Source organism: Njordella aestuarii, from assembly GCF_056494165.1.
The window spans coordinates 2,889,275-2,910,096 of sequence record NZ_CM151397.1 but is presented as its reverse complement, the minus strand read 5'-3'; the positions used below and the strand labels follow the sequence as shown (position 1 = coordinate 2,910,096).

Below are 20,822 nucleotides of genomic sequence, written 5' to 3'. Positions count from 1 at the left end.
CGGTAAAGACCGCTGTTGGGCTGTGCATACAAACTTCAATATTGGAGACTACTCATGGACCGACGAAATGCGATGTTGACAGCCATCGGAACACTTGCAGTAGCCAATCACACGTTGGGTGCCGCTGAGGATCGGAAGCCCGACGATCGACTGTTTAAAGGCGTTGCGTCCTTATCTGTCACTGAATTCAACGAGAAAGTGCAGATCGAAAGTGATCTAAAGCGTTTTTTTGCTCATCAGATTTGCTTTCATTGTACGTGCAAGCCATTTAAGGGGGAGTTGGACAAAAAGACCTTAGCGTACCTAGAGATTGATGGACTCGAACATTCGTTTTCGAAAGCGCGGTTGTTCAATCTGACAGAAGACTTTGAGTCAAAACTTGTGGCTGGAAGTAGGCTTGATGTGCACGGGCTGATACTCGAACAGAATTATGGGGTCTGGTGGATTTGGGTATACTCTGCATCGCCATTGAATGCAGACGCATCAAAATAACTTAGGGGGGAAGCCGAACAGAACAATGCACACGAGTTGCGGGTCACTTTTCCTGATGGTAAATCACAAGGCCGCAACCGGGTGAATTCAGTCGTTCTGTCGTATTTAAAATGACAACCAGTATTTCAGGAAACCCATACGCTTCCCCAGCTATTCGACTTGGTAATATGGATGAGCCTCCAGCACCAGCACGACACAATATGCTATTGTGGGTTGTCGCTATTTCAGGCTCCGCATTACCATTGATCAACTATTTTTATGTGCTGCTCTTCTGGATTGTTTCAAGTTTTATGCTCGGTGAATGGGTGCGCCCAGGAACACACGATCCGAGTGATTTTCTGTTTGGCATTCCTTACGCACTACATGTCCTTTTCATGTCATCTTCGTTTGGAGTATTTCCGCTCATCTTTTTGATTGGGTATAGGATCGGCAGGCTCTGGCAGTTACTAACATTGTATATGTTCTCCTTCATGTCCGCCGTTGTTATGTTCCGGTTGGATGTATTGGAAGTCTCTACGTGGATTGCAGACTAGCTAGGACTGAGACGACAGAACATCTAGATGCCCTTTGAAGTCAAGTAGTAAGTACCGGTAGCCACGGTGAAAGTTGACTATTTTAGTAGCTCGGTTTCGTGAGTTCCCATTTTTCGAGCTCCGAGCATCGACCCACAGTTAGACTCCTACACTACTTTTCGTATGGCTTTTCCTCGGGGGAGATGATTCATTAACGATTCGGACTTGAAGTTGACTTGCGAGTCTCCTTGTCGCTGAACTGCTCCTGGCCGCGCTTTCGCGCGACTCAGAACAGGTGCTCGCCCAGTAAGGCGATCGTGGCCCGTTGGGCTCGCGGTTAAACGACCGATGCAACTTGTTTAACCGCGTGGGCAACGACTTGCGATAGGATGCTAAGAGCGCAGCCCGTTGGGCTGGCGGCTAAACTTAGTCTCGCGGGTACTAAAGTTCGGGTGGAGTCGTTTTTCTCCTTGGGAATCGACGACGCAGGTGTACATACGGTTGGCATGCAGGTCGATACAGCAGTAGAATTAGTGTTGTGTTTGATAGAATTTCATCGTGAGTGTCTTCTTGGGTTGAGGGTGAAAAACTGCCTCACCCAAGGAGGCCATGATGAGCATCAATGCGTTGCCCCGGAGACGGTTAAACAGTCGTTTTGAGAATCTATTTCCATCGCCGCGTCTCGGCAAACGCGGGCGTTATTGCACAAGTATGAAGCGATGAACAGAGTCGTGGCGGTGTTCTTGATCGTGACTGTTGGGTCCGCGTGCTGTGCGCAGGAGAATTCTCCATTCGCGGTATCGGATTTTTGTAGGATCACGCGCGATCCAGACAATCCCGACAATATAAAGATACAATTCGAGCCTAGACCTCGAACATGGAATCGCGGACTCATCTTTGAAACGCAGTTACCAACCGACGAACCACCCCGAATTCAAATTGATCTAGCGCAAGAAGATCGAGGCGCGACTAATCCGCTCAACACTCGTGGCCGGAGAATGACGGCATCTTTTTCGACGAGGATTGGTCCCAAGGGAAAGGTTCTCGCGTGGAAACAAAACGGCGAAAAACTTGACAATGACCAAATTTGGCAACTGGCTGAGCAGTCGATTCGCGGCGTTCTATTGCGTGATATTCCTAGCGACTGGAATCAGCTTGCCGAATACGCTGCTTATCTTGACCTAAATGTAGTTTTTATCTATCCCGGGCCATTGCTAAGCGAAATTGAACGCTCGCAACGGTAGCATTTCAATAACAAATGGTTGCAGCGAAGCGCTCGATAAGCTGAATTGTCTTGCGTTGAGTCAATTGCTTGGGCTCGCTGAACTCTGCCGTTCAGCTATTCATCCAGCGCCACTAGCGATGACAAAAACAGACGACACATAATAGACGCGGAAACGGAACCACTCATGCTCTAAGCCCGTGTACTTCAATGAACGAGAATCTCAAAACAGCATTTGCAATCGCGTTAACGATCTGCGTCACAAAATTGAAAACGCGAGAGCTACCGCGCGAGAAGCTGAGAGAACACAGAATCGCGCGCCTTGGAATAGCCGAAGCATCTCTCGGCTTGCACGTCACTCATGGCAATAGACGCTGGAAGAACCAAAATTTCAGAGAAAGGAGTTTCCTATCTTTCCAACATAGAGAAATTGGAATTCTTGTTTCTGTGGGACACAAATGTTGGCGACGGTATTTTAGAGGCAGTCGGGAATATGACGTACCTAAGAATGCTCGACGTTTCCAATTCACGTATTTCGCAAAATGCTTTCCAAGGACTTCGAAGATGCTTTCCGAATTGCTTGGTTTCACACTCAGAGTATGGTAAATTCTACCGCGACTATTCTGGAAACAATGCTATTCTCCAATGGGTCAACTGCGAGGAACAAAACGATGCAATCCACCCTAACTTGCAAGGTTTATCGGATGGATAGCAACTTGGTTCGGGCTGAAGGATCGTTAGCGTCCGTCAGACAAACCCATTCAAGCCTTTAGTACGATTCTCTACGAGATAACGCGTTCTGCTGCAACCTTCGAAACTGACAGATCATTTTTAGTATAGGCTGCCGTTGCAATGAGTCCGCTTTTCGTAATCGCCATGACTATATGCAGTTTCATTTCCATTCACTTGATTTCGAAGTGCATCAGTGGAAAATCACCGCGACTGAGCTCTGTGCATTTTCAGACTTGCTTTTGGGTGGTGTCTTTCTTCGCTACCTTTGGCTTAATTTATGTTTTTGAAATCGGATTCTTGTTTAGCTATTTTATTGCGTTATTGCTTGCTCAGACTACTGCCTTAACATGGTTTGGCAACGCAAATCCGCAATAGTGATACTCATTGCAGGTAGACCAGGACAGATCAGAAGAACAATTCGTTGCACCGCAGTGGGACGCGGTGCGTCATCGAACTTATTGGCGTTTACTTGTTTCACACAGTGCACACGGTCAGTTCTGAAATCAAACTTTACTCCTCGGTCTCTGCGATCCGGGATGTTTATGGTTACAGGCACGTAATTTGTATGTCGAAACGTTTTTCTTTGCGAATGCTCGTATTCATGTTGACGAGTTTTTGCGTCTTGAGCGCAATTGCGGTTGCACCTTCGAAAAGGGCACGGCTATTCGTAGACTCGTTTGAAGGACAAGTTGACAATCGAAAATTGAGTTGGATAGACGAAGATTTACGCAGCCAGATTCACTCGCAGACATCCAAACTTGGTCTCGTTTGGACCAACTGCGCGTTCTATCGGGCTGAGTTACAACCAATGAGCAGGGCTGATTTTTTTGCGATTCGCCGGCGCGTTCGGATTATGCATCACGGTGCGTGGGATTTCGATCCAAGCGTAGTGTTGATGGATGACCTCATCAATGGTAGCTTGACGGTTGATATCAACGTTAGTTTATTCACCTTGTATCCTAGTGAGGGAATAATACCTTTATTGCCATAACTCGTGGCTTAAGGAACCGCAACCATCGCGGCTCTTGCTGCGAGTTTGCTGAATGCAGGCGCGTGGTTCTTCTGGTAGGATTGAGGACTAAACAAAAGGTCGGACCGAATCTCCCGATGGTCCATTTCGAATTTTAGAGACCGTGTTGGGGGGCTCGGTCAACATTGTGTTTGGTTTTACGTCTAGTAGGTGCTCTCCACCAATGCGATTCTCCATCCGTGAGCTGCTGCTTTCTGTGACAATACTGGCCTTATTGGTTCCCTATGCATTGCCGTTCCTCCGTGCGCCAGACCGATTTCACGGCGACGAGCAGTTCTCGTATGCCCACGTCCGAGCCATGATCGAGAAGGCCGAACCCGCCGCGCAGTTTGGAAGTGGCGGCGGCGGTCGAAACTTTGCCGACGTCGAGGTGAGCGTCCCCGCCGGGATCGCAGACACCTTCATCGAGCGACTTTGTGATATTGTAGCGGAACGAATTCGCACGACGGGCTGGAGCACGCAGGGCGCTGGAATCTCACGTGGCGAACACGGCTTAATAGAGTTTTCGTATGATATGAAGAAAGGCGACCGGACGGGAAAACTCTTCGTATATGTCCTGGAACGTCGTGAATCAGACACGTTTTGGGAACAAGTCCATGGCCAAGAGATGGAGACTTTCCGCATCGTGACGCTCCGCTACCTGTACCGGGAATTCTGAATAGTCGAACTTGCCGTTACGCACAACGCTGCGGGCGGCGCGGTTCAGTGAAATGAATTGACCTACACACACGCATGAACAGAAATTTGAGTATTGTCGTCGGGCTAGTAGCGCTTCCAATCGCGATTTTTTTCGGCTATTCGTTTCTCGACACGAAGTATCAACGTGATATGGACATGATGCGGCGCAACCACGCCAGCGAGATCGTCGATCTCATTCGCGAATTCGCGGACAGGACCGGGCACCTACCGTTTCAAGGTGAGGCTCAAGAGCAACCGCTTATGATCTTAATTGGCCATTCGACAAATCATGAGGAAAAATTTGCCAACTATCCTGCGCTAAGACGTGAGGCGCGATGGGCAAACTCAACGTTGCTCGAATCTTTGCTAGCGGGAATGGCGTGGACGTCTGTTTCATTCCCACACGATAACCTACACTTTGAATCCCCCGCGATGATTCGTGGCAAGAATCCGTGCAACAATTCGAGGATCGACGCGTACATCGTGATCGACACGAGTATCAGTACTTCAGGCAAGTGGCTGCCATCTCAATCCAGGTACGCGCATAGATTTTTTCTGTCTTCTCCCGAATGTTGCGTAGCGAGGTTTACATGAGAGAAATACGCCGCCTGCTCTGCCAATACTGCAACGCCTCGGCCGAATTTTCAACGGAATTGGATCTTTCAGTCTGGAACGATCGGCCCTGCCCCACTTGTGGATGGACAGCAAACGAGTGCAGCAAGCTTGAGTCACCACTGGATGATGTATCACGGAAGCATGAAAAAATGTTGGATAAACCGGACCGAGGCGATACTGCTCACAAATCACAAGAGCACTCGATCGCACAGACCACCGCATCTCCAGGAGATGAAGTCGAAATCTTATCAGGCAACTTCACGGGAATGAGAGCAAAAGTCATTAGAAACAATGGTAAGAGTGTCGACCTGGCTGTTGATGTGTTTGGTAAGATTGTACCACTCACTCTACCGAACGAGATTCTTCGACGAGTCGATAACTAACGGCAAACCTTATGAGCAAGGTTGCAGTACATAGCGATGCACCAAAAAAGCATACGAGGCTAATCAAATCATGTTGAACCATCGATTCGCTATTGTTTTGTGTTTGATTACGCTCACACGTGGCGGCTGCACGTATGGCGAAGACGGAACCATCGAAAAAGCTACTTTTGGCGGAGGTTGCTACTGGTGTGTCGAAGCTGTATTTCAAAGCGTGAAAGGAGTCACGGGCGTCAAGCCTGGCTTTATGGGCGGGCGAACGAAAAATCCAACTTATGAGCAGGTCCTATCCGGCAAGACGGGGCATGTCGAAGTTGTTCAAATCGAGTTTGACCCTACAGTCGTTTCTTATGAGGAGTTATTGCAGATCTTCTGGCAGACGCATGACCCGACGACGAAGAATAGACAAGGACCGGATATCGGAACCCAATACCGAAGCGTGATCTTTACACACAACGAACAGCAACGACGCCAAGCGAGCGAATATAAAAGGCTCTTGGCTAGGCAGAAAGCATTTACGGCCCGCATTGTGACAACCATCGAATCCTCCAGTGAGTTCTACCCCACAGATGCAGATCACGCGAGCTATTTCCAGCGGAACAAAGACGCACCTTACTGCCAGACCAACATTGTTCCCAAGTTGAACAAACTAAAAGAGCTCTTTGGCGACAAGGTAGACTTGGTAGAGCCTAACCACTAAAATTCCCGATTTTAAAGCGATGGCACTGAGCCGCGTCAACAACTAAATTTGGATTTGCATTCATCTCCAAAGCCAAATACTGTCCAGCCAATCCTCCAAGTACTAGCCATTACGTTGTCTTTTCATAAATCCTAACTTAGTTAAGAGATCATCTTTCCGAATCCATCGTCATGGGAATGTTGGTAAAATTTGCGATTGCCGGACTTGTGTTGTACGCCGTATGGACGGTGGTAAGACCTAAATGGCATTTTCAGATTGTCGTTACACCCGATGCCGTGGAGTTTGTAGACGGCGTTCCTCATGCGAAACGCAGGTCATACGAAACATTTTTCTTGAATGATGTGAAGACAACCAATACGCTCAAAATCTATGTGCGACGTGAAAGCAATGGGCGACTCACCACGTTGATCAAAGGGACAGATGACGACGGACTGAAACAGCGAATCCGCAATTTCCTCGTTTCCGCTGGCTGAGCAGAGACGATGCCTGATACAATGCATCGAAACGATGACCACGGAGCATACGCGAATAACAATTGGTTGCAAACGACGCCCGCGATCTGCAATCTTGAAATCGCGTTGAGTCAATCGCACCGGCCAGCTGAACTCAGCCGTTACGTCGTATGAGATGCGAACACACAACTGCACACTCGATGTTGCTCTCGACTTGAAGGGACTACTGCCGCTTTCCGTATAAGCTACGAATGCCAGCCATTACGCTAACAACCACAATCGCGGCACCAATTGAGATGGTATTCGATCTGTCACGCAGTATCGATTTGCACGTTCAATCTACGGCGAAAACGAACGAACGGGCTATCGCTGGAAAGATGCACGGGTTGATAGAGCTTGGTGAGACGGTGACATGGGAAGCAACCCATTTCGGCGTACGTCAGTGTTTGACTGTTCGAGTGACCGAATTCGATCGCCCGAACTTCTTTCGAGACTCAATGGTATCCGGCGCTTTTTCAAGATTCGATCATGACCACAAATTCGAAACAGTCAAAGACGGAACAGTGATGACAGATGTGTTCGACTTTACTTCTCCACTCGGACCGTTGGGGCATGTTGCGAATTGGCTAGTTGTTACTCGTCATATGCGCAACTTGCTGTTAGAACGCAATAAATTGATAAAGTCTGTAGCAGAATCGGGTAACGCAAAGCGAGTTTTTGACCTTGAGATGCAGCTATCAAAGCGGTGAACCGCAGCCGCAGATCGTGCGTTTATTGAAATCACAGATCCTTAGCTGAGGCACGGCTACCGAGAGCAACAACGATGTAGTCCTGAGTTTGCGAGTAGCCTATGCCACGGCTTTTGAAATTTTGTGGTTTAGAAAATTTAGCCCCCAAGACGAGGAGTATTAAATGTCGATTTCACAGGAGGAAATCCGAACCTATCTGTCTTCTCTGGGAAACGTTTTTCTCCAGATCGCAAATCCTGAAGATGGCAGTCCAGAAATCGCGTGGGGCGACACATTCGTCTACTGTCGCAAGGGGGATGGAACGATTCCGAAGATGCCCTTCGTTACAATTGTGACCAAGGACTACGAAGGATTCGACGACGAGTCACAGTTGAACCGAGGAGGTCTATTCCGACTCAACATTGAACTAGGACGAGAACGATTTGAAGAGGCCTTTGGATTCAGCCCTGCAGCATGGGACGAGAATCGTGCCAAATTTGATGTCGCAGCGATAGACAGATTCTTCCCGCACCCGGTCTACGGCAAAAGTGGCTGGGCCTGCATCATCAATCCGTGCGAGGGTTCGCGAAATCTGGTAGAGTCACATTTGTCGTCTGCATTTAGATTTGCTTACAACCGTGTTGCGGTATAGGCGGGACAAATACTCCGGCGGATGACGTTGTTCAAAACTGTGAAGGAGCTGGGCGGTGGGATTTTCGGTGTATTGCTCGCTTCGTTCTACGGTGGCGTCGCTGGTGCTTTGATTATGACACTTGCGGCCGTGGTTCGTCGAAGAAAATTTAGAGCCAACAATCCTTGACGTTCACAATAGTGTGCTCCGCGAGCAAAGTGTGTATGCACATAGCATAACCCACGTTTTTTCCAGAGCCCCGCCGAAACCTTCAACCTTAATAACAACTCAGACACGACGGTTGCGTTATGCTCGCAGTTTGTCGCAACAGAGGATCTGAAGTACCACATCAACTATCAGAACGCTTTCTACCGCTTTCATACTTGCCACTTTCTTGGTCGTTACGGTTGGAACTGAGCGATGCATGCGATAATTTCCAAAAGCAGTTTTGCCCGCTAATCTCACGAATGTACACCAATAACAAGCGGTCACTTATCTTACACGTCACAATCTGATTCACGGGTATTGGGGATCTTCGCGGGCAAATACGATTGTCTTTGTTTAACGTGCGATTCAGCAGCGATAGTTCGTTGGCCGCAATTTCTTGGAAATCCCTATCCGCGTAGTCTTCCGAGCACTTTAGATCTGACTGCACACATCATAAGAAGGATCGGAGAACAGCAGCACAATGATGTACTGATGTAGTCCAAAAAATAGCCTCGCCGCGTACCAAAGACCTTACTCAAGTACTGGGCTTTTCGAATCCAGCAACATCTTTTTCTATTTGTCTCCAAACTGAGGGGCTCCAAGATCAAGGTTGCTTCCAAGAAGTCGTATGTCGAGGCACTTGCGAATGACCAAACGAATGCAGCGTTCTCGGGCAGATCTATGAGAAAACTTGAAGCATTGACTTCGGAAATAAATGAACTTGGTTTCAATATAGAGTAAAATGCGACTAACAAGCGATTGCAACCAAAGCCTTAACCAGCCGTCTTTTGCTCGCATAAAGCCAGTTGCTCGGGAGGCGTCTGTGCCGCCATGCTTCGAAAAAGCCTGAATTGCATGAGCAAAGACTTTCGGAACGAGCATCCGACGGTGCGTTTGCAACTTTAGAGTGATCCAAACCGAAACGCTTCAGGACGAAATAAGATCTTCCTTGGGTAAAAATAAATCAGAGGTGTTCGAACGATTTCCTCGAAGGCTCTTGATAGCGACAATCGGCTGTTGGGCCCTATACTTGCTGGCATTGGTCGTCTTCGAATCCTCGAGTGGCGTGCGGACAGGCATTCTCGTAGGCTTGTTCCAGTCCAGCCTCGTCTTAGTGGGAGTCTCTTTCTATGGACTATTCCGCTATCGCCGTAGCTCGTTCATGCTGCCGCTAGCCGCGTCTGCTCCGATTTTCGTAGTTGTGCTGTTCGAGTTCATCTACAGCTAAACGCACATTACCGCTCGATGCACCAAAAGAACTGCGTGGTCGGTTTACAAGCGTAGCCTCTGCAAGTAGAGAATATTGAGCTGACATCAACTGGATACTTGCAGTCCTGTAGTACGAATCACTAGCCCAGCTAAAAGTCGTCTTGGTACGCTTGGCGTACGAAGTTCCTGCGGCAAAATAAGGCTAAACGCATCGCGGGGAAAGGTAGTATATTCATTCCCATGATTGGCAATTCAACTGGTGCATACTCGTGTGGCATACTGCAACTCTGTCAGCGGTTGCTGTTTGTGCGTTACGGAAAGGCTTGACCACTTATCGCAACTTCGCACCATGGACCGATATGGCATGCTGAATTTTATTCCCTACGAATCTCCAATCGACGCAATAAACGAAGCAAACTCGGAAGGCACAGCGTTGGTTGGAAGCTGTTCTACAATGCTCGTTCGGACGTTCACGATGTTTCTTAGTGCCTTGCTTGGTGGCGGCGTTGGCTTGATCGCTGGCGTGCTTATTGGATTCTTCGGCGGATTGACCGTGTTCGCCGATGGGGGCGACTTTACAATGATCTACGTAACATCATGTGTTCTGATCGGCGGCGCGTGTGGCGCAGCAACAGGTGGTGGGGCGGGGATGATTCTGAGCATTTTTGCGTCAGGCACGGCAGAACATCCACCTGAGCATTCCCAAGACCAAGAGCAAGAATCTTGATAGCGTCCGATCCATGGACTTGTGGTAGGAAGAAGCTTAGCGAACATGTGGTGAGCAAATTGAGCTTACGGTTTCAGACCCCAAATATTGATCGAGTGCCCCATACGCTGTATCCAGGTTATACTTAGATTCCTTATTCCGAAAATGGAGAAAACTAGGCAATCGAAATATGGCTTGGTTCTGCAAACTTTGCAACGAGAAACACGGTGATCAATTCCAGTTGTGCTGGAAGTGTGGTACTGACAAGCTACAAGAGCTTTCCCCGGAAATACGCGATTTTGCCAATCCCCTTGATGAAGTCGATCGGCTTGATCTCGCTGAAGGATGTTTACCGTACGATGAGCTTGCCGACAGCGCCAAGAAGTTTCAAAGTGAACAATCGACTGTTTTGTCGAAGAGAAAGATGGTACCCGAACCGCCTGTTCCATTCTTGCATAGGCTTAACAAATACTTAGGCCGAGACGAGGAAACACCGATAACGGCGTACGACAGGATTTCACGAATGCCTTTTTACATGGTTACGAATGCATTTGTCCGGACGCCAGGCAAGACCTCCGATTATATCCGGCGCATATTGGAGCGGATCCGGGAAACTATTCGCAACTGCGGGATCCGAGAATAGTGGAAAGTCAAACTTATGAGCTAAACTTCGACTTTACCAAACAAAGTGTTAGGCCGGACTCCCCGCCGGTCTCGCTTCAATTTATAGACCGAATGGGCGGGGGCTCGGACGATATTCTGCTTTGCTAGTTTCGGAGAATTTAATTGCCAGATCTTGATTCAAGACATAACGACATTGCTCCGGTGATAAAACACTTGCGTTCTGCGATCGTCGTCTCGCAATGGTGTATTCCAAGTCCGATCGCTGCATTATGCGCTGTTGTCGGATTGCCCTTCGGCATTCTGGGACTGGCCGTCGGGTTTACAGTTGGTGTGTTTTTTGGGAGTCTTATTTCGATCATCATTTCGGCGATGCTGTCATGGATGATACACGTCCTGTTCCTCCTCAAGGACCTGGACAGATTCAAATGACTGCCTGTTTATCGAATTTACGATCCCTTCAGTATGTCGATGTCCTGTTAGCGATCAATTCGTTCGCGACTTGCAGATAGTGCGACGCGTAACCAACATCAGTTCACTCGGAGCAGCCATTAAGGTATCCCTGGGAAACGTCGGTTTGGTAGTGGCAATCGGGTACGTAGTAGGGTCCGGTTTAGGTAAGTTGGCCGCAATGACGAAAAACAAATTTTGACCGACCATCGACTCTTCCATGTCATTCATCATGCGTTCGGCGAATAAAGTCTGCACCGCAATCAATTTTACTATTGCCATTTTCTTCTTCATTACGTGCGTGATCTCACTCAGTACCGAACCCGTTCGCTTTCGTTGCCGGTAATTTTTTCGTCATACCGGCTTCCGGATAGGAGCTCGCCGAATGAATGTGCTGGTATAGAAAGCGTCGGCGGCTGCTTCTGGCACTTGGGATACTAAATCTTTTGTTCGCCAGTTTCTCCGCGTTCGTAGCTGTTACAATTATGGTCGAGGTTTTGGTGGCTGACGAACCGTTTTAATTCTGGTTCATCGTGACCTTGGGCATTTGCTTCGCGTTCATTGCTGGATACCTTGTTTGGTGCGGTTGGCGATGGCTCCGCTGTATCCAATTGGAAGCAACCGTGGACCAAGATAGAGTTTTGGGTAATAGTATGTTAAGGTTTGAGCCAAAAAGGAGTTTGCCAACATTACTCAGCGACAAGCAATCGCTCTTTGCATCCAAGCATCTAACGTTAGGTTGAACATAAGGAAATCAATATGCCTAGAAACAGCTATCGAAACTGGTTTGGACTTGCTCTGATCCTCTTGTTATTCGCAGTGTCGAACATGGCCGAGACGCAAACTACCGCAGACGAAGAATCAGACAATGCAAAGCAAGACGCCACAACGGAACTAATTGGAACTTGGCAGTTAGAGAAGGCCGAGGTCCCGGGAGCACCGTCGGGTATCGGTACACGACTGAAGATCTTTAACGAGACTCATTGGTGTGTAATTCAGCCAGATGAAGCTGGGAAAATCGTCTTCGTTCATGGTGGCACCTATGAGTTTGACGGAACCGAGCTAAAAACTAAGACCGATTTTGCTGGAGACCTCACTGGGTCACTAATTGGTACAAATACGACTGTCAAAATCGAACTTGACGGTGACACTCATCGCCAAATTGATCCGAACGGCGTCTTCAACGAAACCTGGATACGTGTAAAACTTCCGAATCCGAAATAGATTCAGATCTAGTTCACGACGTGTGGCACAACCCAACATTCCATCGGAGCGATCGAGCCGAGGTATTTCGAGTGAGAAATCAGTAACAGCTCATTTCGAGTGCGAACGGTTAGACCTTAGAATTGAAGCTTGAACGGAAAGAACCATAGTAGCGAAGTGACAAACGTGTGCGTTTTCAAGACAGGCAATAACCGTTGCCGCTCGGTGCTTGTTAGATGGTAAGTGGTTGAAGTTTAAGGAACCGACGAAATGATTCGCGCAGCGTGGATTGCAATTGGCTTAATTTTCTACTCATCGCCATCTGCCTTTGCTCAAGATGCTACGATCGATCAAATTAAGGCGAGTTGGTCTGGAACCATGGAGCGGACCAAAGTCTGCCGATTTGAGTGGGCAGAAGTACGCAATACATCCTCCGTTACCTCGACTACTAGCTTGTATACCTTGCTCTTGAGAAGCACCGACGATTTTCGGCTAGATCGAATTAAACGCCGTTTTGACCAAACTCGAGTTCGGTACGTGACTGAAACATACACGTCGACTTGGAACGGGACGGAAGGAAGATCGTTCTTTGGTATAGACGTATTCGATGAGGATCTTCACCCCACAGGATTTCAATCGAACAAACCATCGGATTGGGACACCATCCAAGTGCTGCCACTTTTACTGGCGGTTCGTCCACTTAACCCACACTTCTCTCCAATTTCGGAACGACCGTATACCGTGATCCCAGAAGTAACCGAACGCGATGGAAGAAATCTGCTGGAACTGGCACCGCAAGGACCTGTAGAAGCGAAAGATGCAGCTTATGTCTACTTCGTTGACCCGAAACGAGACTGCTGTATAACTCGCATCACCAAACATTGGATGGGAGAACAACTATGGGAGCTGGACATTCACAATGAGCGGGACGTGCGCGTAAATGCATGGCTACCAAAATCGTGGACGATGAAAAATCCATCCATGAACGAGGAGCGTATCGTGTCGAAAGTGGAGACGCATTTCGATGATAAACTCTCCGACGAGCAGTTTTGTTTCGAATTTCCGTTCGGGACTTTAGTGTCGAATCGGATCGAAGACCCGTCTGTATTGTATATCGCTCTACATCAAAATGGCCGATATGTTATACCGAGGGAAGCGCGACGCAAAATCATTCCGTACCTCGAATACCTATCCAAATCACTATCGACTGAACTCAATAGTGTCAAATAGACTTCAATGAGTCTTCTCCGCTTGCCTCTGCCGGCCAAGAAAGCTGTTGCCAGCAATACTCATAATGCAGACTCCGATCGTATCGTGTAAGAATTGTGGATCTTCGAGGCTTGTCGAAGGCAAAGTTTACGATGCCGACTTTAAGGCGAGTATTCCCTTTTCCAGAATAGTGCTGTCTGATCGATTGACCATCAAAGCCACCGCGTGTTTGGAGTGTGGAAATGTTGATTTGCGGGTCGACCCCAAAAAACTCAAATCGATCGTTGGAGTTGAAAAAACGCCAACAGATGGTTAAGGTTCGACCTGCTGCCACTCACATGGTTGAACTCACGGTGCATTTTTTTCTCGTGCAAACTGAACTGTCACTGTAGCATGTTAGCCAGAGCCTTTACTTAACCGAAACGACGACATTCGAGTGACCAACCCGTACGCGCGATTAGTTCTCGTTGCCCCGTGGTATAGGCAATCTCTGGTACAGCTTTCTTCGTATGATCGAACGCTTGTGCATCATCGCAAGCTCTCGTCTGCTTGCAATAGAAATTTCGGAAGAGTCTAATAGCACTAACATCGTCGCGTTGCATCCCCGACATTGAACAGAAGCCGCTCTGGAGTAGGCAGGATTTCCGATGAACCCATACTTAGAGCCTCAATTGGCAAACATACAGCGGCATGAGATCGTGGTCGATGTTCCGAAACGCGGCATCATACTGCTGATGTTTCTAAGCCAACTGGTTCTGTTGCTGGGAGGAATAGTTGGTTTCTTCGACGGTGAGACGCTCGAGATCTCTGGTGCAATTTACGCAGTGCTGACTTCGGCTCTAGCGGTGCTCGGTGTGCGTCATCGTGATTTAATCGTCAAGATGTTCTGCACCACCGGGATCGCATATTTATCTGCTGTCGCTATCGTAATCTATTTGTTTCGCTGGACACCTGAGGACGCGAGGATTCCGGTTTTCATTGCAAACTCAGTTTTCTTTTTTATAACGGTGTCTTGGTCAGCAAAAATTCTCTTTCGACGGCAGTACCAGTATCAAGTAAAATTATGAATTGAATCAGTTTGCAGCTGCCGAGTAGAACCCCAACGACCGAATCTCTACTCGGCATTCCAAGTCGATTTGTGAACACGGAGAACCACCGCAGATGGCCTTTATCCGGGTGTTGATTGTGAATGTATGAGCCAGACTGATTTTCGCCCGACACTTATAACGGCCGCCTTGATTTCAAGTGTTCATCTTGGTGCACTGATACTGTGTCCATTTCCGTCTATCTATTTGTTCCCCTTGGTACTGATCGTCCTGATCGTCACTACAGTTGGTGGTTTGTTTGTATACGCAACCTATGCGAGCTTCTTCGGAAAGAACGTTGATGGCAGGTTATCAGTACCTGAGAGCAATGCAATGAATGGTATGGCTCACTTTTGGGTCGCAGGCGTAATCTGCCTAGGCTTGATCGGAGTACCTTATCTTTGTTTTGCTGTCTGGTATACTTCAACATGCTCGTGGTAGATAAACCGCCAAGCTCGGCGTGCAAGTGGTCAACATACACTTATAACATCATTCAGCAGGAATAACTGCACTGCCACTAAAGATGAGCATTTTTCAGACAACTTAGTGTTAGGGGTTGTGCGCAGAACCTAGTGAATGTCTGCCGCTCGAATTCGAGATTCACAGAGAATTGTTGTCAATACGAACGTAGGTTTCAGATGCAAGTCAAATCAATGCTCCGGTTCTCAATCACATTCTTACTGCTGATAACACTGATTTGTGCGATCTTTGTCAGATGCTCGTTAATCCCCGAAATCCGGCGTCAGCAAATCACCTACGAGGTAGAGAATCGCGGCGGAGTGGTGACGTATGACGAGACAATTCCCGGATTGTGGCGATCTAGGAAACTAACTCGGATTGACAATCCTCCAAACATTTCAAATGAATGGCTATCACAACTGAAGCAGTTCGAGCATCTGCAACAGATATCTCTTGGAAAAACAACCTCGGTTTTAGGAATAGTTGGTGAGGTTATCATCGCGATACCAGAGTAGAGTGCGTTCTTTTCGGTCCTAACAAAAAGGCTTGAGAGTACGAAACGGGCATGCTTGGTATTCGAGTGTTCTATTTAGACTGTTAATTTCTACGAGGCAACTGATTGGTTATGAAGTATACTGAGGGTCATTTGTACTACTACTGGGATTCGCGCGAGAATCCTAGTAACTTTAGTCAGGTGATCATTTACACGTATCTGTACGAGGGAATTAGAAAATCCCAATGCAATTCGTTGACATGCGATGTTCCGTACCAGTTCTATCGGTTTAAAATCCTGACGTCGATCAACGAAGGCGAGCACATCGATTTTCCGAATTACGAAATGATGTGCAAAATCCTTCTCACTTTTCAGGAACTTCTAGAAGAGTTGAGCTTGAACGGTTTTGTCTATCATCGAGGCAGCAGTTAACGAACAACGAGTTGTTCTGCTGCACGCTTTGATTTCGATGAGCAGGACAAAACGACGGCGTTGAAGTCGTTCGAGATGAAGCGCTTTCTATGAAAAGCTCCGTGCGCTACTTTTGACGCCAGACCGGATCGTGATGGGAGTCTGTTTGCTTCGGCCAGCGCGCCATCGTAACCTTTTGGCGGGTGTAGAATTGGATGCCTTCCTTGCCTTGAACATGCAAGTCGCCAAAGAACGAGCGGTTCCACCCTGTGAATGGGAACCAAGCCATCGGAGCAGGAACTCCCACATTGATGCCTAACATTCCAGCGTTGAAATGTTGCTGGAACTGTCGAGCCGCGTAGCCGCTTTGAGTGAAGATCACGGCACCGTTGCCAAACTCACACTGATCACCTAGCGCCAACGCGTCCTCAATCGTTTGCACCCGAGCGACCGAAAGAACCGGCCCGAAAATCTCTTCCTTTGCAACGCGCATCTGCGGCTCGACAAAGTCTACCACGCTCGGACCAATTAAATAGCCAGGCCCTTTCACTTCGCGGCCATCTAGCGCCACTGTTGCTCCATCCGTTTTGGCGACGTCCAGATAATTGGCGACGCGCTTCCTGTGTTCTTCGCGAATGACTGGTCCCATGTCGATGGTCTCGTCTCCGTCGCTTGGCCCCACTTTCATCTTTGACGCGAATGAAACAAGTCCGTCCACGATTCGATCACCGGCATCTGCGACTGCGACGGCGAGGCTGCCAGCCATGCAGCGTTGTCCGGCACAACCATATGCACTGGCCGCAAGTGCCTTGACGGTTTGATCCAGATCCGCGTCAGGCATGATGATCAAATGGTTCTTGGCACCGCCGGCCGCTTGTACGCGTTTGCCATGAGCTGTGCCGACGCTATAAATTTGCTGGGCGACATTCGTCGAACCGACGAAGGAAATCGCGGCCACTTTGGGATGAGTCAGCAGGGCTTCGACACATTCGCGACTACCGTGAACAATGTTGAAAACTCCGTCAGGCAAACCCGCTTCCATAAGCAGCTCGCCAAGTCGGATGGCGGACAGCGGCGTCTTTTCAGATGGCTTTAAGATGAACGAATTGCCGCAGGTCAGTGCGACAGGAAACATCCACATTGGAACCATGGCAGGAAAATTGTAGGGCGTAATGCCAACGCAAACACCGACTGGATGCCGCACGCAGGTCGCATCGACATCGGTCGCAATATTCGGCAAAATTTCGCCCATCAAAAGGCTTGGAATGCCGCATGCGAACTCGACCACTTCGATGCCTCGGTTGAGTTCAGCGCGCGATTCCCCCAGAGTCTTGCCATGTTCGCGCGTGATCAGTCGAGAGATCGAGTCGAAGTGTTTTTCCAGCAATTCACGGTACTTGAACATGACGCGTGCCCTCTCAACGACGGGCGTGGAACCCCACTTCACCTGGGCTGAAGCGGCGGCTTGTACGACCTTATCGACGATGCTGGCGTTGCAAAGAGGCACGTCGCCGATCTTTTCACCAGTCGACGGATTGAAAACATCTTCATAAAAATCGACCTTCGCAGTTTCCCATTTTCCGGCGATAAGATTCTTCAGCGGTTCAACAGCAGGTGCGGCGGTCATCGATCAACTTCCTAACGTATAAGACTTGAAATTTTGATAGTGCAACTCTGTGTAAAGCCACAAAGGTTACGTAACGGGTGGCGGCATGCATGCCGAATCAGTTTGTCACACCTTGGGCTAATGTAAACCAGAAAAGAGAGGAGGTGAGGTCGCAAATAGTGTTCTTATTGAGAAACCCTTTGACAAGCTTACCATTCCGAAATACAAAGCATCTATGGGAATCCTCTCCGCCCAATCGCATTGCGTCAATCGGATTCGCTTGGCAAGTTCAAAAATTTGCCTTGCATCGATCCTTCGCCGCACAAAACTCGGTGCGATATTGTATAAGTAAGCAGTGATACACTGCCACATCCTTATCAGGAACATCTGCCAAAAAATGGTGAGAGGACCACGATCTTGGACTGTGATAGTTCGTTGGCATTTTTGAATTTGACAAGCGTAAGATCTATTTGATCGTTCGAAAGGAACCTCAATGGCGCGGATAGTACGAGGGGCATTGATTCAGGCGACAACGTGCGAACCAACGACTTCGCCCGTTGCGAAAATCAAACAAGCGATGATCGACAAACACGTAGCGATGATCGAAAAAGCGGCACAGCAAGGTGCGCAGGTTTGTTGTCTTCAAGAACTTTTTTATGGACCCTATTTCTGCGCCGAACAAGAACTCAAATGGTATGAGTTAACCGAAAGAGTGCCTGACGGTCCGACGGTCAAGTTGATGATGGATCTGGCGAAAAGACTTGAAATGGTCATGGTCGTTCCGATTTACGAAGAGCACATTACCGGAGTTTACTATAACACGGCCGCGGTCATCGACGCAGACGGCTCTTACCTGGGTAAGTTTCGCAAGATCCATATTCCTCAGTGTCAGCCTGGATTCTTCGAGAAGTTTTACTTCAAGCCTGGGAATCTCGGATACCCCGTCTTCGATACTCGAATTGGCAAAGTCGGTGTTTACATTTGTTACGACCGGCATTTTCCCGATGGAGCACGATGCCTGGGACTGAACGGAGCTGAGATTGTCTTTAACCCATCGGCAACGGTCGCGGGGCTGAGCGAATATCTTTGGAAACTCGAACAGCCTGCTCATGCGGTTGCGAATCAATACTTTGTAGGTGCGATCAATCGCCCCGGCTGGGAAGAACCATGGCGAATCGGCGAGTTCTACGGACAAAGCTATTTTTGCGACCCTCGTGGGCAAATGGTGGCCATGTCGGAAAAACGCGATGAAGATGACATTGTCATAGCGGACCTCGACTTTGATATGATTCGCGAAGTCCGGAACGTCTGGCAGTTTTTCCGCGATCGTCGTCCAGAAACCTATGGTGCTATCGTTGAACCATAAGCGAGCTTCAGTATGACGAGTAAAGGAATCCAAAGTTCGGTGGTCTATGGCCTTGACGACCGACCGCCGCTCACGCGCTCAATACTTCTGGCGCTGCAACATGTACTGACCATGTTCGGTTCGACAGTCGCCGTGCCACTGATCTTTGGTCCATTGCTGTGGCCCGTGCCTGGAACGTTACCAGAAGAGCTTAGAAACAGCCTGCTAGAATTGCAGTTGACCAACAAAGCGACACTCATTTCCAGCGTCATGCTATGCAGTGGCATTGCAACCTTGCTGCAATCTACCGTCGGCTCGCGTTTGCCGATCATTCAAGGCGTTTCGTTTTCTTTCCTGGCGGCCTTCTTCGGCATCGTCGCGCAATCGCAACTTACGCAAGCACCCAATTGGGAGACCGTCATTGCAGGGACTGCGAGTGGGGAAGAAGTGACGGGCCTTATTCAACAGTGGCAAGCCGCCGGGGCATTTGGCATGCAGAACATCGCCGGCGCTGTGATACTCGGCGCGGTCTTCGAAGCCGTCATTGGGTTCTCGGGCGTCATGGGGGTTTTGCGGCGATACCTGTCTCCGGTCGTGATTGGTCCAGTTATTATGCTGATCGGATTAGCCTTATTCCAAGGAGCAGGTGCGACAGTGGCGGCAACTAACTGGCCGATTTCGCTGTTGACGATGGCGTCGATTATTATATTTTCCCTTGTCCTCTCGCGCAAGCATCGGTTCTTTCAGCTCTTCCCAATGCTTCTGGCAATTCTGGTGAGCGTTGGAGTTTGCGGTCTGTTTACGATCAGCGGATCCGTTACACCAGAACATCCCATCTATGTCAACCTGTCCGCAGTAGCAAAATCGGATTGGGTGCGCACGAGCAATATTTTCTTACCCTGGGGACTTCCTCAGTTTGGGTTCGCTGCAACGATCGCTGTTTTAGCAGGCTACTTGGCATCCATGATAGAATCGTTTGGCGACTACCATGCTTGCAAGAATCTTGCCGGCGGCGGTGATCCCACGCCAGAAGAAATTTCACGAGGCATTGGAATGGAAGGAATCGCATGCGGTTTAACCGGAGTTTTCGGTGGATTCAGCTCGACAAGCTATAGTGAAAACGTCGGCTTGGTTGGACTGACTAAGGTCGGAAGTCGCGTTGTGGTACAGATCGGGGCCGTGATGCTTATACTGCTAGGAATCTTTGGGAAGTTTGGCGCGTGCGCAGCAGCGATTCCTCAGCCAGTTGTGGGAGGACTTTACTGTGTGCTGTTTGGGCTGATCGCAGCCGTCGGAGTGCGTCAGTTCGCTAAAGCAGATTTGGACAGCGATCGAAACTTGCTCATTGGTGGCTTCGCGTTATTCATGGGTTTGAGCGTTCCATTTTATTTTGGACAATATGGCAATGGAAAAAACGATATCGCGTTTATGACTGATTGGGTGCAATCCTTGGTTTTGGCGATTGGTACCACCGGAATGGCAGTCGCAGCGATTATTGGATTGACTTTAGACAATTTGATCCCCGGCAGTCTGTTGGAACGCGGTCTGGAACCTGAAATCCACCCTGGTACGTTAGTTCCTCAGGTAGCTGACGTTGATTTAGAACCGGCAAAATGACATGCTAAGAAATTGACGAACTGGGAAGC

25 protein-coding genes are annotated in these 20,822 nt (G+C 48.6%); 23 read left to right on the top strand and 2 right to left on the bottom strand.

Features of this window, described 5'->3' with window-relative positions; translation table 11 throughout:
• The first annotated feature begins 54 nt into the window (after positions 1 to 54).
• The 15 genes from SH451x_RS11205 to SH451x_RS11135 all read left to right on the top strand — a co-directional run bounded on the left by SH451x_RS11205 (position 55) and on the right by SH451x_RS11135 (position 11,347).
• Positions 55 to 492, top strand: a complete 438-nt coding sequence (locus SH451x_RS11205; RefSeq protein WP_479362547.1) for a hypothetical protein — start codon at positions 55 to 57, stop codon at positions 490 to 492.
• Positions 493 to 602: 110 nt separating this feature from the next.
• Complete coding sequence (locus SH451x_RS11200) at positions 603 to 1,025, top strand: hypothetical protein (RefSeq protein ID WP_479362546.1); 423 nt, start codon at positions 603 to 605, stop codon at positions 1,023 to 1,025.
• Between the two features lie 698 nt (positions 1,026 to 1,723).
• Positions 1,724 to 2,248, top strand: a complete 525-nt coding sequence (locus tag SH451x_RS11195; protein WP_479362545.1) for a hypothetical protein — start codon at positions 1,724 to 1,726, stop codon at positions 2,246 to 2,248.
• 1,518 nt (positions 2,249 to 3,766) lie between these two features.
• Positions 3,767 to 3,949: a hypothetical protein gene (locus SH451x_RS11190; protein ID WP_479362544.1), complete on the top strand. Its 183-nt coding sequence runs from the start codon at positions 3,767 to 3,769 to the stop codon at positions 3,947 to 3,949.
• 202 nt (positions 3,950 to 4,151) lie between these two features.
• On the top strand, positions 4,152 to 4,646 hold the full coding sequence (locus SH451x_RS11185; RefSeq protein ID WP_479362543.1) for a hypothetical protein: 495 nt from the start codon (positions 4,152 to 4,154) through the stop codon (positions 4,644 to 4,646).
• 74 nt (positions 4,647 to 4,720) lie between these two features.
• Positions 4,721 to 5,260, top strand: a complete 540-nt coding sequence (locus SH451x_RS11180; protein WP_479362542.1) for a hypothetical protein — start codon at positions 4,721 to 4,723, stop codon at positions 5,258 to 5,260.
• A gap of 170 nt (positions 5,261 to 5,430) precedes the next feature.
• Positions 5,431 to 5,664: a KOW domain-containing RNA-binding protein gene (locus SH451x_RS11175; RefSeq protein ID WP_479362541.1), complete on the top strand. Its 234-nt coding sequence runs from the start codon at positions 5,431 to 5,433 to the stop codon at positions 5,662 to 5,664.
• A gap of 70 nt (positions 5,665 to 5,734) precedes the next feature.
• Positions 5,735 to 6,361: a peptide-methionine (S)-S-oxide reductase MsrA gene (msrA, locus tag SH451x_RS11170; protein WP_479362540.1), complete on the top strand. Its 627-nt coding sequence runs from the start codon at positions 5,735 to 5,737 to the stop codon at positions 6,359 to 6,361.
• A 176-nt stretch (positions 6,362 to 6,537) separates the two neighbouring features.
• Positions 6,538 to 6,834 carry a hypothetical protein gene (locus SH451x_RS11165; protein ID WP_479362539.1) on the top strand — a complete coding sequence of 99 codons (297 nt, stop codon included), beginning with the start codon at positions 6,538 to 6,540 and terminating at the stop codon, positions 6,832 to 6,834.
• Between the two features lie 230 nt (positions 6,835 to 7,064).
• A complete protein-coding gene (locus tag SH451x_RS11160; protein ID WP_479362538.1) occupies positions 7,065 to 7,562 on the top strand; it encodes an SRPBCC family protein in 498 nt (165 codons plus the stop codon).
• A 163-nt stretch (positions 7,563 to 7,725) separates the two neighbouring features.
• The gene (locus SH451x_RS11155) at positions 7,726 to 8,193 is read left to right on the top strand and encodes a DUF6194 family protein (RefSeq protein ID WP_479362537.1); all 468 of its coding nucleotides are present in this window, start codon (positions 7,726 to 7,728) and stop codon (positions 8,191 to 8,193) included.
• Positions 8,194 to 8,214: 21 nt separating this feature from the next.
• Positions 8,215 to 8,361: a hypothetical protein gene (locus SH451x_RS11150; protein ID WP_479362536.1), complete on the top strand. Its 147-nt coding sequence runs from the start codon at positions 8,215 to 8,217 to the stop codon at positions 8,359 to 8,361.
• 1,576 nt (positions 8,362 to 9,937) lie between these two features.
• Entirely contained in the window at positions 9,938 to 10,315 is a 378-nt protein-coding gene (locus SH451x_RS11145; RefSeq protein ID WP_479362535.1) for a hypothetical protein, read from the top strand.
• 169 nt (positions 10,316 to 10,484) lie between these two features.
• A complete protein-coding gene (locus tag SH451x_RS11140) occupies positions 10,485 to 10,937 on the top strand; it encodes a hypothetical protein (protein ID WP_479362534.1) in 453 nt (150 codons plus the stop codon).
• Positions 10,938 to 11,080: 143 nt separating this feature from the next.
• Positions 11,081 to 11,347 (top strand): hypothetical protein, encoded by a 267-nt coding sequence (locus tag SH451x_RS11135; RefSeq protein WP_479362533.1) that lies wholly within the window; start codon positions 11,081 to 11,083, stop codon positions 11,345 to 11,347.
• Between the two features lie 54 nt (positions 11,348 to 11,401).
• Here SH451x_RS11135 and SH451x_RS11130 read toward each other — a convergent pair whose 3' ends face one another.
• Positions 11,402 to 11,647, bottom strand: coding sequence for a hypothetical protein (locus SH451x_RS11130; protein WP_479362532.1), 246 nt, complete (start codon positions 11,645 to 11,647; stop codon positions 11,402 to 11,404).
• Between the two features lie 477 nt (positions 11,648 to 12,124).
• Here SH451x_RS11130 and SH451x_RS11125 point away from each other — a divergent pair, with 477 nt between their 5' ends.
• From SH451x_RS11125 to SH451x_RS11100, 6 genes are all read left to right on the top strand, one after another.
• Positions 12,125 to 12,589, top strand: coding sequence for a hypothetical protein (locus tag SH451x_RS11125; RefSeq protein ID WP_479362531.1), 465 nt, complete (start codon positions 12,125 to 12,127; stop codon positions 12,587 to 12,589).
• A 249-nt stretch (positions 12,590 to 12,838) separates the two neighbouring features.
• On the top strand, positions 12,839 to 13,798 hold the full coding sequence (locus tag SH451x_RS11120; RefSeq protein ID WP_479362530.1) for a hypothetical protein: 960 nt from the start codon (positions 12,839 to 12,841) through the stop codon (positions 13,796 to 13,798).
• A gap of 626 nt (positions 13,799 to 14,424) precedes the next feature.
• Positions 14,425 to 14,844 (top strand): hypothetical protein, encoded by a 420-nt coding sequence (locus SH451x_RS11115; protein ID WP_479362529.1) that lies wholly within the window; start codon positions 14,425 to 14,427, stop codon positions 14,842 to 14,844.
• Positions 14,845 to 14,970: 126 nt separating this feature from the next.
• Positions 14,971 to 15,303, top strand: coding sequence for a hypothetical protein (locus tag SH451x_RS11110; protein ID WP_479362528.1), 333 nt, complete (start codon positions 14,971 to 14,973; stop codon positions 15,301 to 15,303).
• A 197-nt stretch (positions 15,304 to 15,500) separates the two neighbouring features.
• Entirely contained in the window at positions 15,501 to 15,836 is a 336-nt protein-coding gene (locus SH451x_RS11105) for a hypothetical protein (RefSeq protein WP_479362527.1), read from the top strand.
• A gap of 110 nt (positions 15,837 to 15,946) precedes the next feature.
• Positions 15,947 to 16,246 carry a hypothetical protein gene (locus SH451x_RS11100; RefSeq protein WP_479362526.1) on the top strand — a complete coding sequence of 100 codons (300 nt, stop codon included), beginning with the start codon at positions 15,947 to 15,949 and terminating at the stop codon, positions 16,244 to 16,246.
• A gap of 106 nt (positions 16,247 to 16,352) precedes the next feature.
• Here SH451x_RS11100 and SH451x_RS11095 read toward each other — a convergent pair whose 3' ends face one another.
• Positions 16,353 to 17,852, bottom strand: coding sequence for a CoA-acylating methylmalonate-semialdehyde dehydrogenase (locus SH451x_RS11095; RefSeq protein WP_479362525.1), 1,500 nt, complete (start codon positions 17,850 to 17,852; stop codon positions 16,353 to 16,355).
• Between the two features lie 472 nt (positions 17,853 to 18,324).
• Between SH451x_RS11095 and SH451x_RS11090 the strand changes: the two genes are divergently transcribed.
• Both SH451x_RS11090 and SH451x_RS11085 read left to right on the top strand, forming a co-directional pair.
• Positions 18,325 to 19,197: a nitrilase-related carbon-nitrogen hydrolase gene (locus tag SH451x_RS11090; RefSeq protein WP_479362524.1), complete on the top strand. Its 873-nt coding sequence runs from the start codon at positions 18,325 to 18,327 to the stop codon at positions 19,195 to 19,197.
• 12 nt (positions 19,198 to 19,209) lie between these two features.
• Positions 19,210 to 20,793: a uracil-xanthine permease family protein gene (locus tag SH451x_RS11085; protein WP_479362523.1), complete on the top strand. Its 1,584-nt coding sequence runs from the start codon at positions 19,210 to 19,212 to the stop codon at positions 20,791 to 20,793.
• Positions 20,794 to 20,822 lie beyond the last annotated feature (29 nt).

Coding starts and splice junctions, on each gene's coding strand:
- SH451x_RS11205 (WP_479362547.1), top strand. CDS start 55: ATGGACCGACGAAATGCGATGTTGACAGCCATCGGAACACTTGCAGTA.
- SH451x_RS11200 (WP_479362546.1), top strand. CDS start 603: ATGACAACCAGTATTTCAGGAAACCCATACGCTTCCCCAGCTATTCGA.
- SH451x_RS11195 (WP_479362545.1), top strand. CDS start 1,724: ATGAACAGAGTCGTGGCGGTGTTCTTGATCGTGACTGTTGGGTCCGCG.
- SH451x_RS11190 (WP_479362544.1), top strand. CDS start 3,767: ATGAGCAGGGCTGATTTTTTTGCGATTCGCCGGCGCGTTCGGATTATG.
- SH451x_RS11185 (WP_479362543.1), top strand. CDS start 4,152: ATGCGATTCTCCATCCGTGAGCTGCTGCTTTCTGTGACAATACTGGCC.
- SH451x_RS11180 (WP_479362542.1), top strand. CDS start 4,721: ATGAACAGAAATTTGAGTATTGTCGTCGGGCTAGTAGCGCTTCCAATC.
- SH451x_RS11175 (WP_479362541.1), top strand. CDS start 5,431: ATGTTGGATAAACCGGACCGAGGCGATACTGCTCACAAATCACAAGAG.
- msrA (WP_479362540.1), top strand. CDS start 5,735: ATGTTGAACCATCGATTCGCTATTGTTTTGTGTTTGATTACGCTCACA.
- SH451x_RS11165 (WP_479362539.1), top strand. CDS start 6,538: ATGTTGGTAAAATTTGCGATTGCCGGACTTGTGTTGTACGCCGTATGG.
- SH451x_RS11160 (WP_479362538.1), top strand. CDS start 7,065: ATGCCAGCCATTACGCTAACAACCACAATCGCGGCACCAATTGAGATG.
- SH451x_RS11155 (WP_479362537.1), top strand. CDS start 7,726: ATGTCGATTTCACAGGAGGAAATCCGAACCTATCTGTCTTCTCTGGGA.
- SH451x_RS11150 (WP_479362536.1), top strand. CDS start 8,215: ATGACGTTGTTCAAAACTGTGAAGGAGCTGGGCGGTGGGATTTTCGGT.
- SH451x_RS11145 (WP_479362535.1), top strand. CDS start 9,938: ATGGACCGATATGGCATGCTGAATTTTATTCCCTACGAATCTCCAATC.
- SH451x_RS11140 (WP_479362534.1), top strand. CDS start 10,485: ATGGCTTGGTTCTGCAAACTTTGCAACGAGAAACACGGTGATCAATTC.
- SH451x_RS11130 (WP_479362532.1), bottom strand. CDS start 11,647: ATGGCAATAGTAAAATTGATTGCGGTGCAGACTTTATTCGCCGAACGC.
- SH451x_RS11125 (WP_479362531.1), top strand. CDS start 12,125: ATGCCTAGAAACAGCTATCGAAACTGGTTTGGACTTGCTCTGATCCTC.
- SH451x_RS11120 (WP_479362530.1), top strand. CDS start 12,839: ATGATTCGCGCAGCGTGGATTGCAATTGGCTTAATTTTCTACTCATCG.
- SH451x_RS11115 (WP_479362529.1), top strand. CDS start 14,425: ATGAACCCATACTTAGAGCCTCAATTGGCAAACATACAGCGGCATGAG.
- SH451x_RS11110 (WP_479362528.1), top strand. CDS start 14,971: ATGAGCCAGACTGATTTTCGCCCGACACTTATAACGGCCGCCTTGATT.
- SH451x_RS11105 (WP_479362527.1), top strand. CDS start 15,501: ATGCAAGTCAAATCAATGCTCCGGTTCTCAATCACATTCTTACTGCTG.
- SH451x_RS11100 (WP_479362526.1), top strand. CDS start 15,947: ATGAAGTATACTGAGGGTCATTTGTACTACTACTGGGATTCGCGCGAG.
- SH451x_RS11095 (WP_479362525.1), bottom strand. CDS start 17,852: ATGACCGCCGCACCTGCTGTTGAACCGCTGAAGAATCTTATCGCCGGA.
- SH451x_RS11090 (WP_479362524.1), top strand. CDS start 18,325: ATGGCGCGGATAGTACGAGGGGCATTGATTCAGGCGACAACGTGCGAA.
- SH451x_RS11085 (WP_479362523.1), top strand. CDS start 19,210: ATGACGAGTAAAGGAATCCAAAGTTCGGTGGTCTATGGCCTTGACGAC.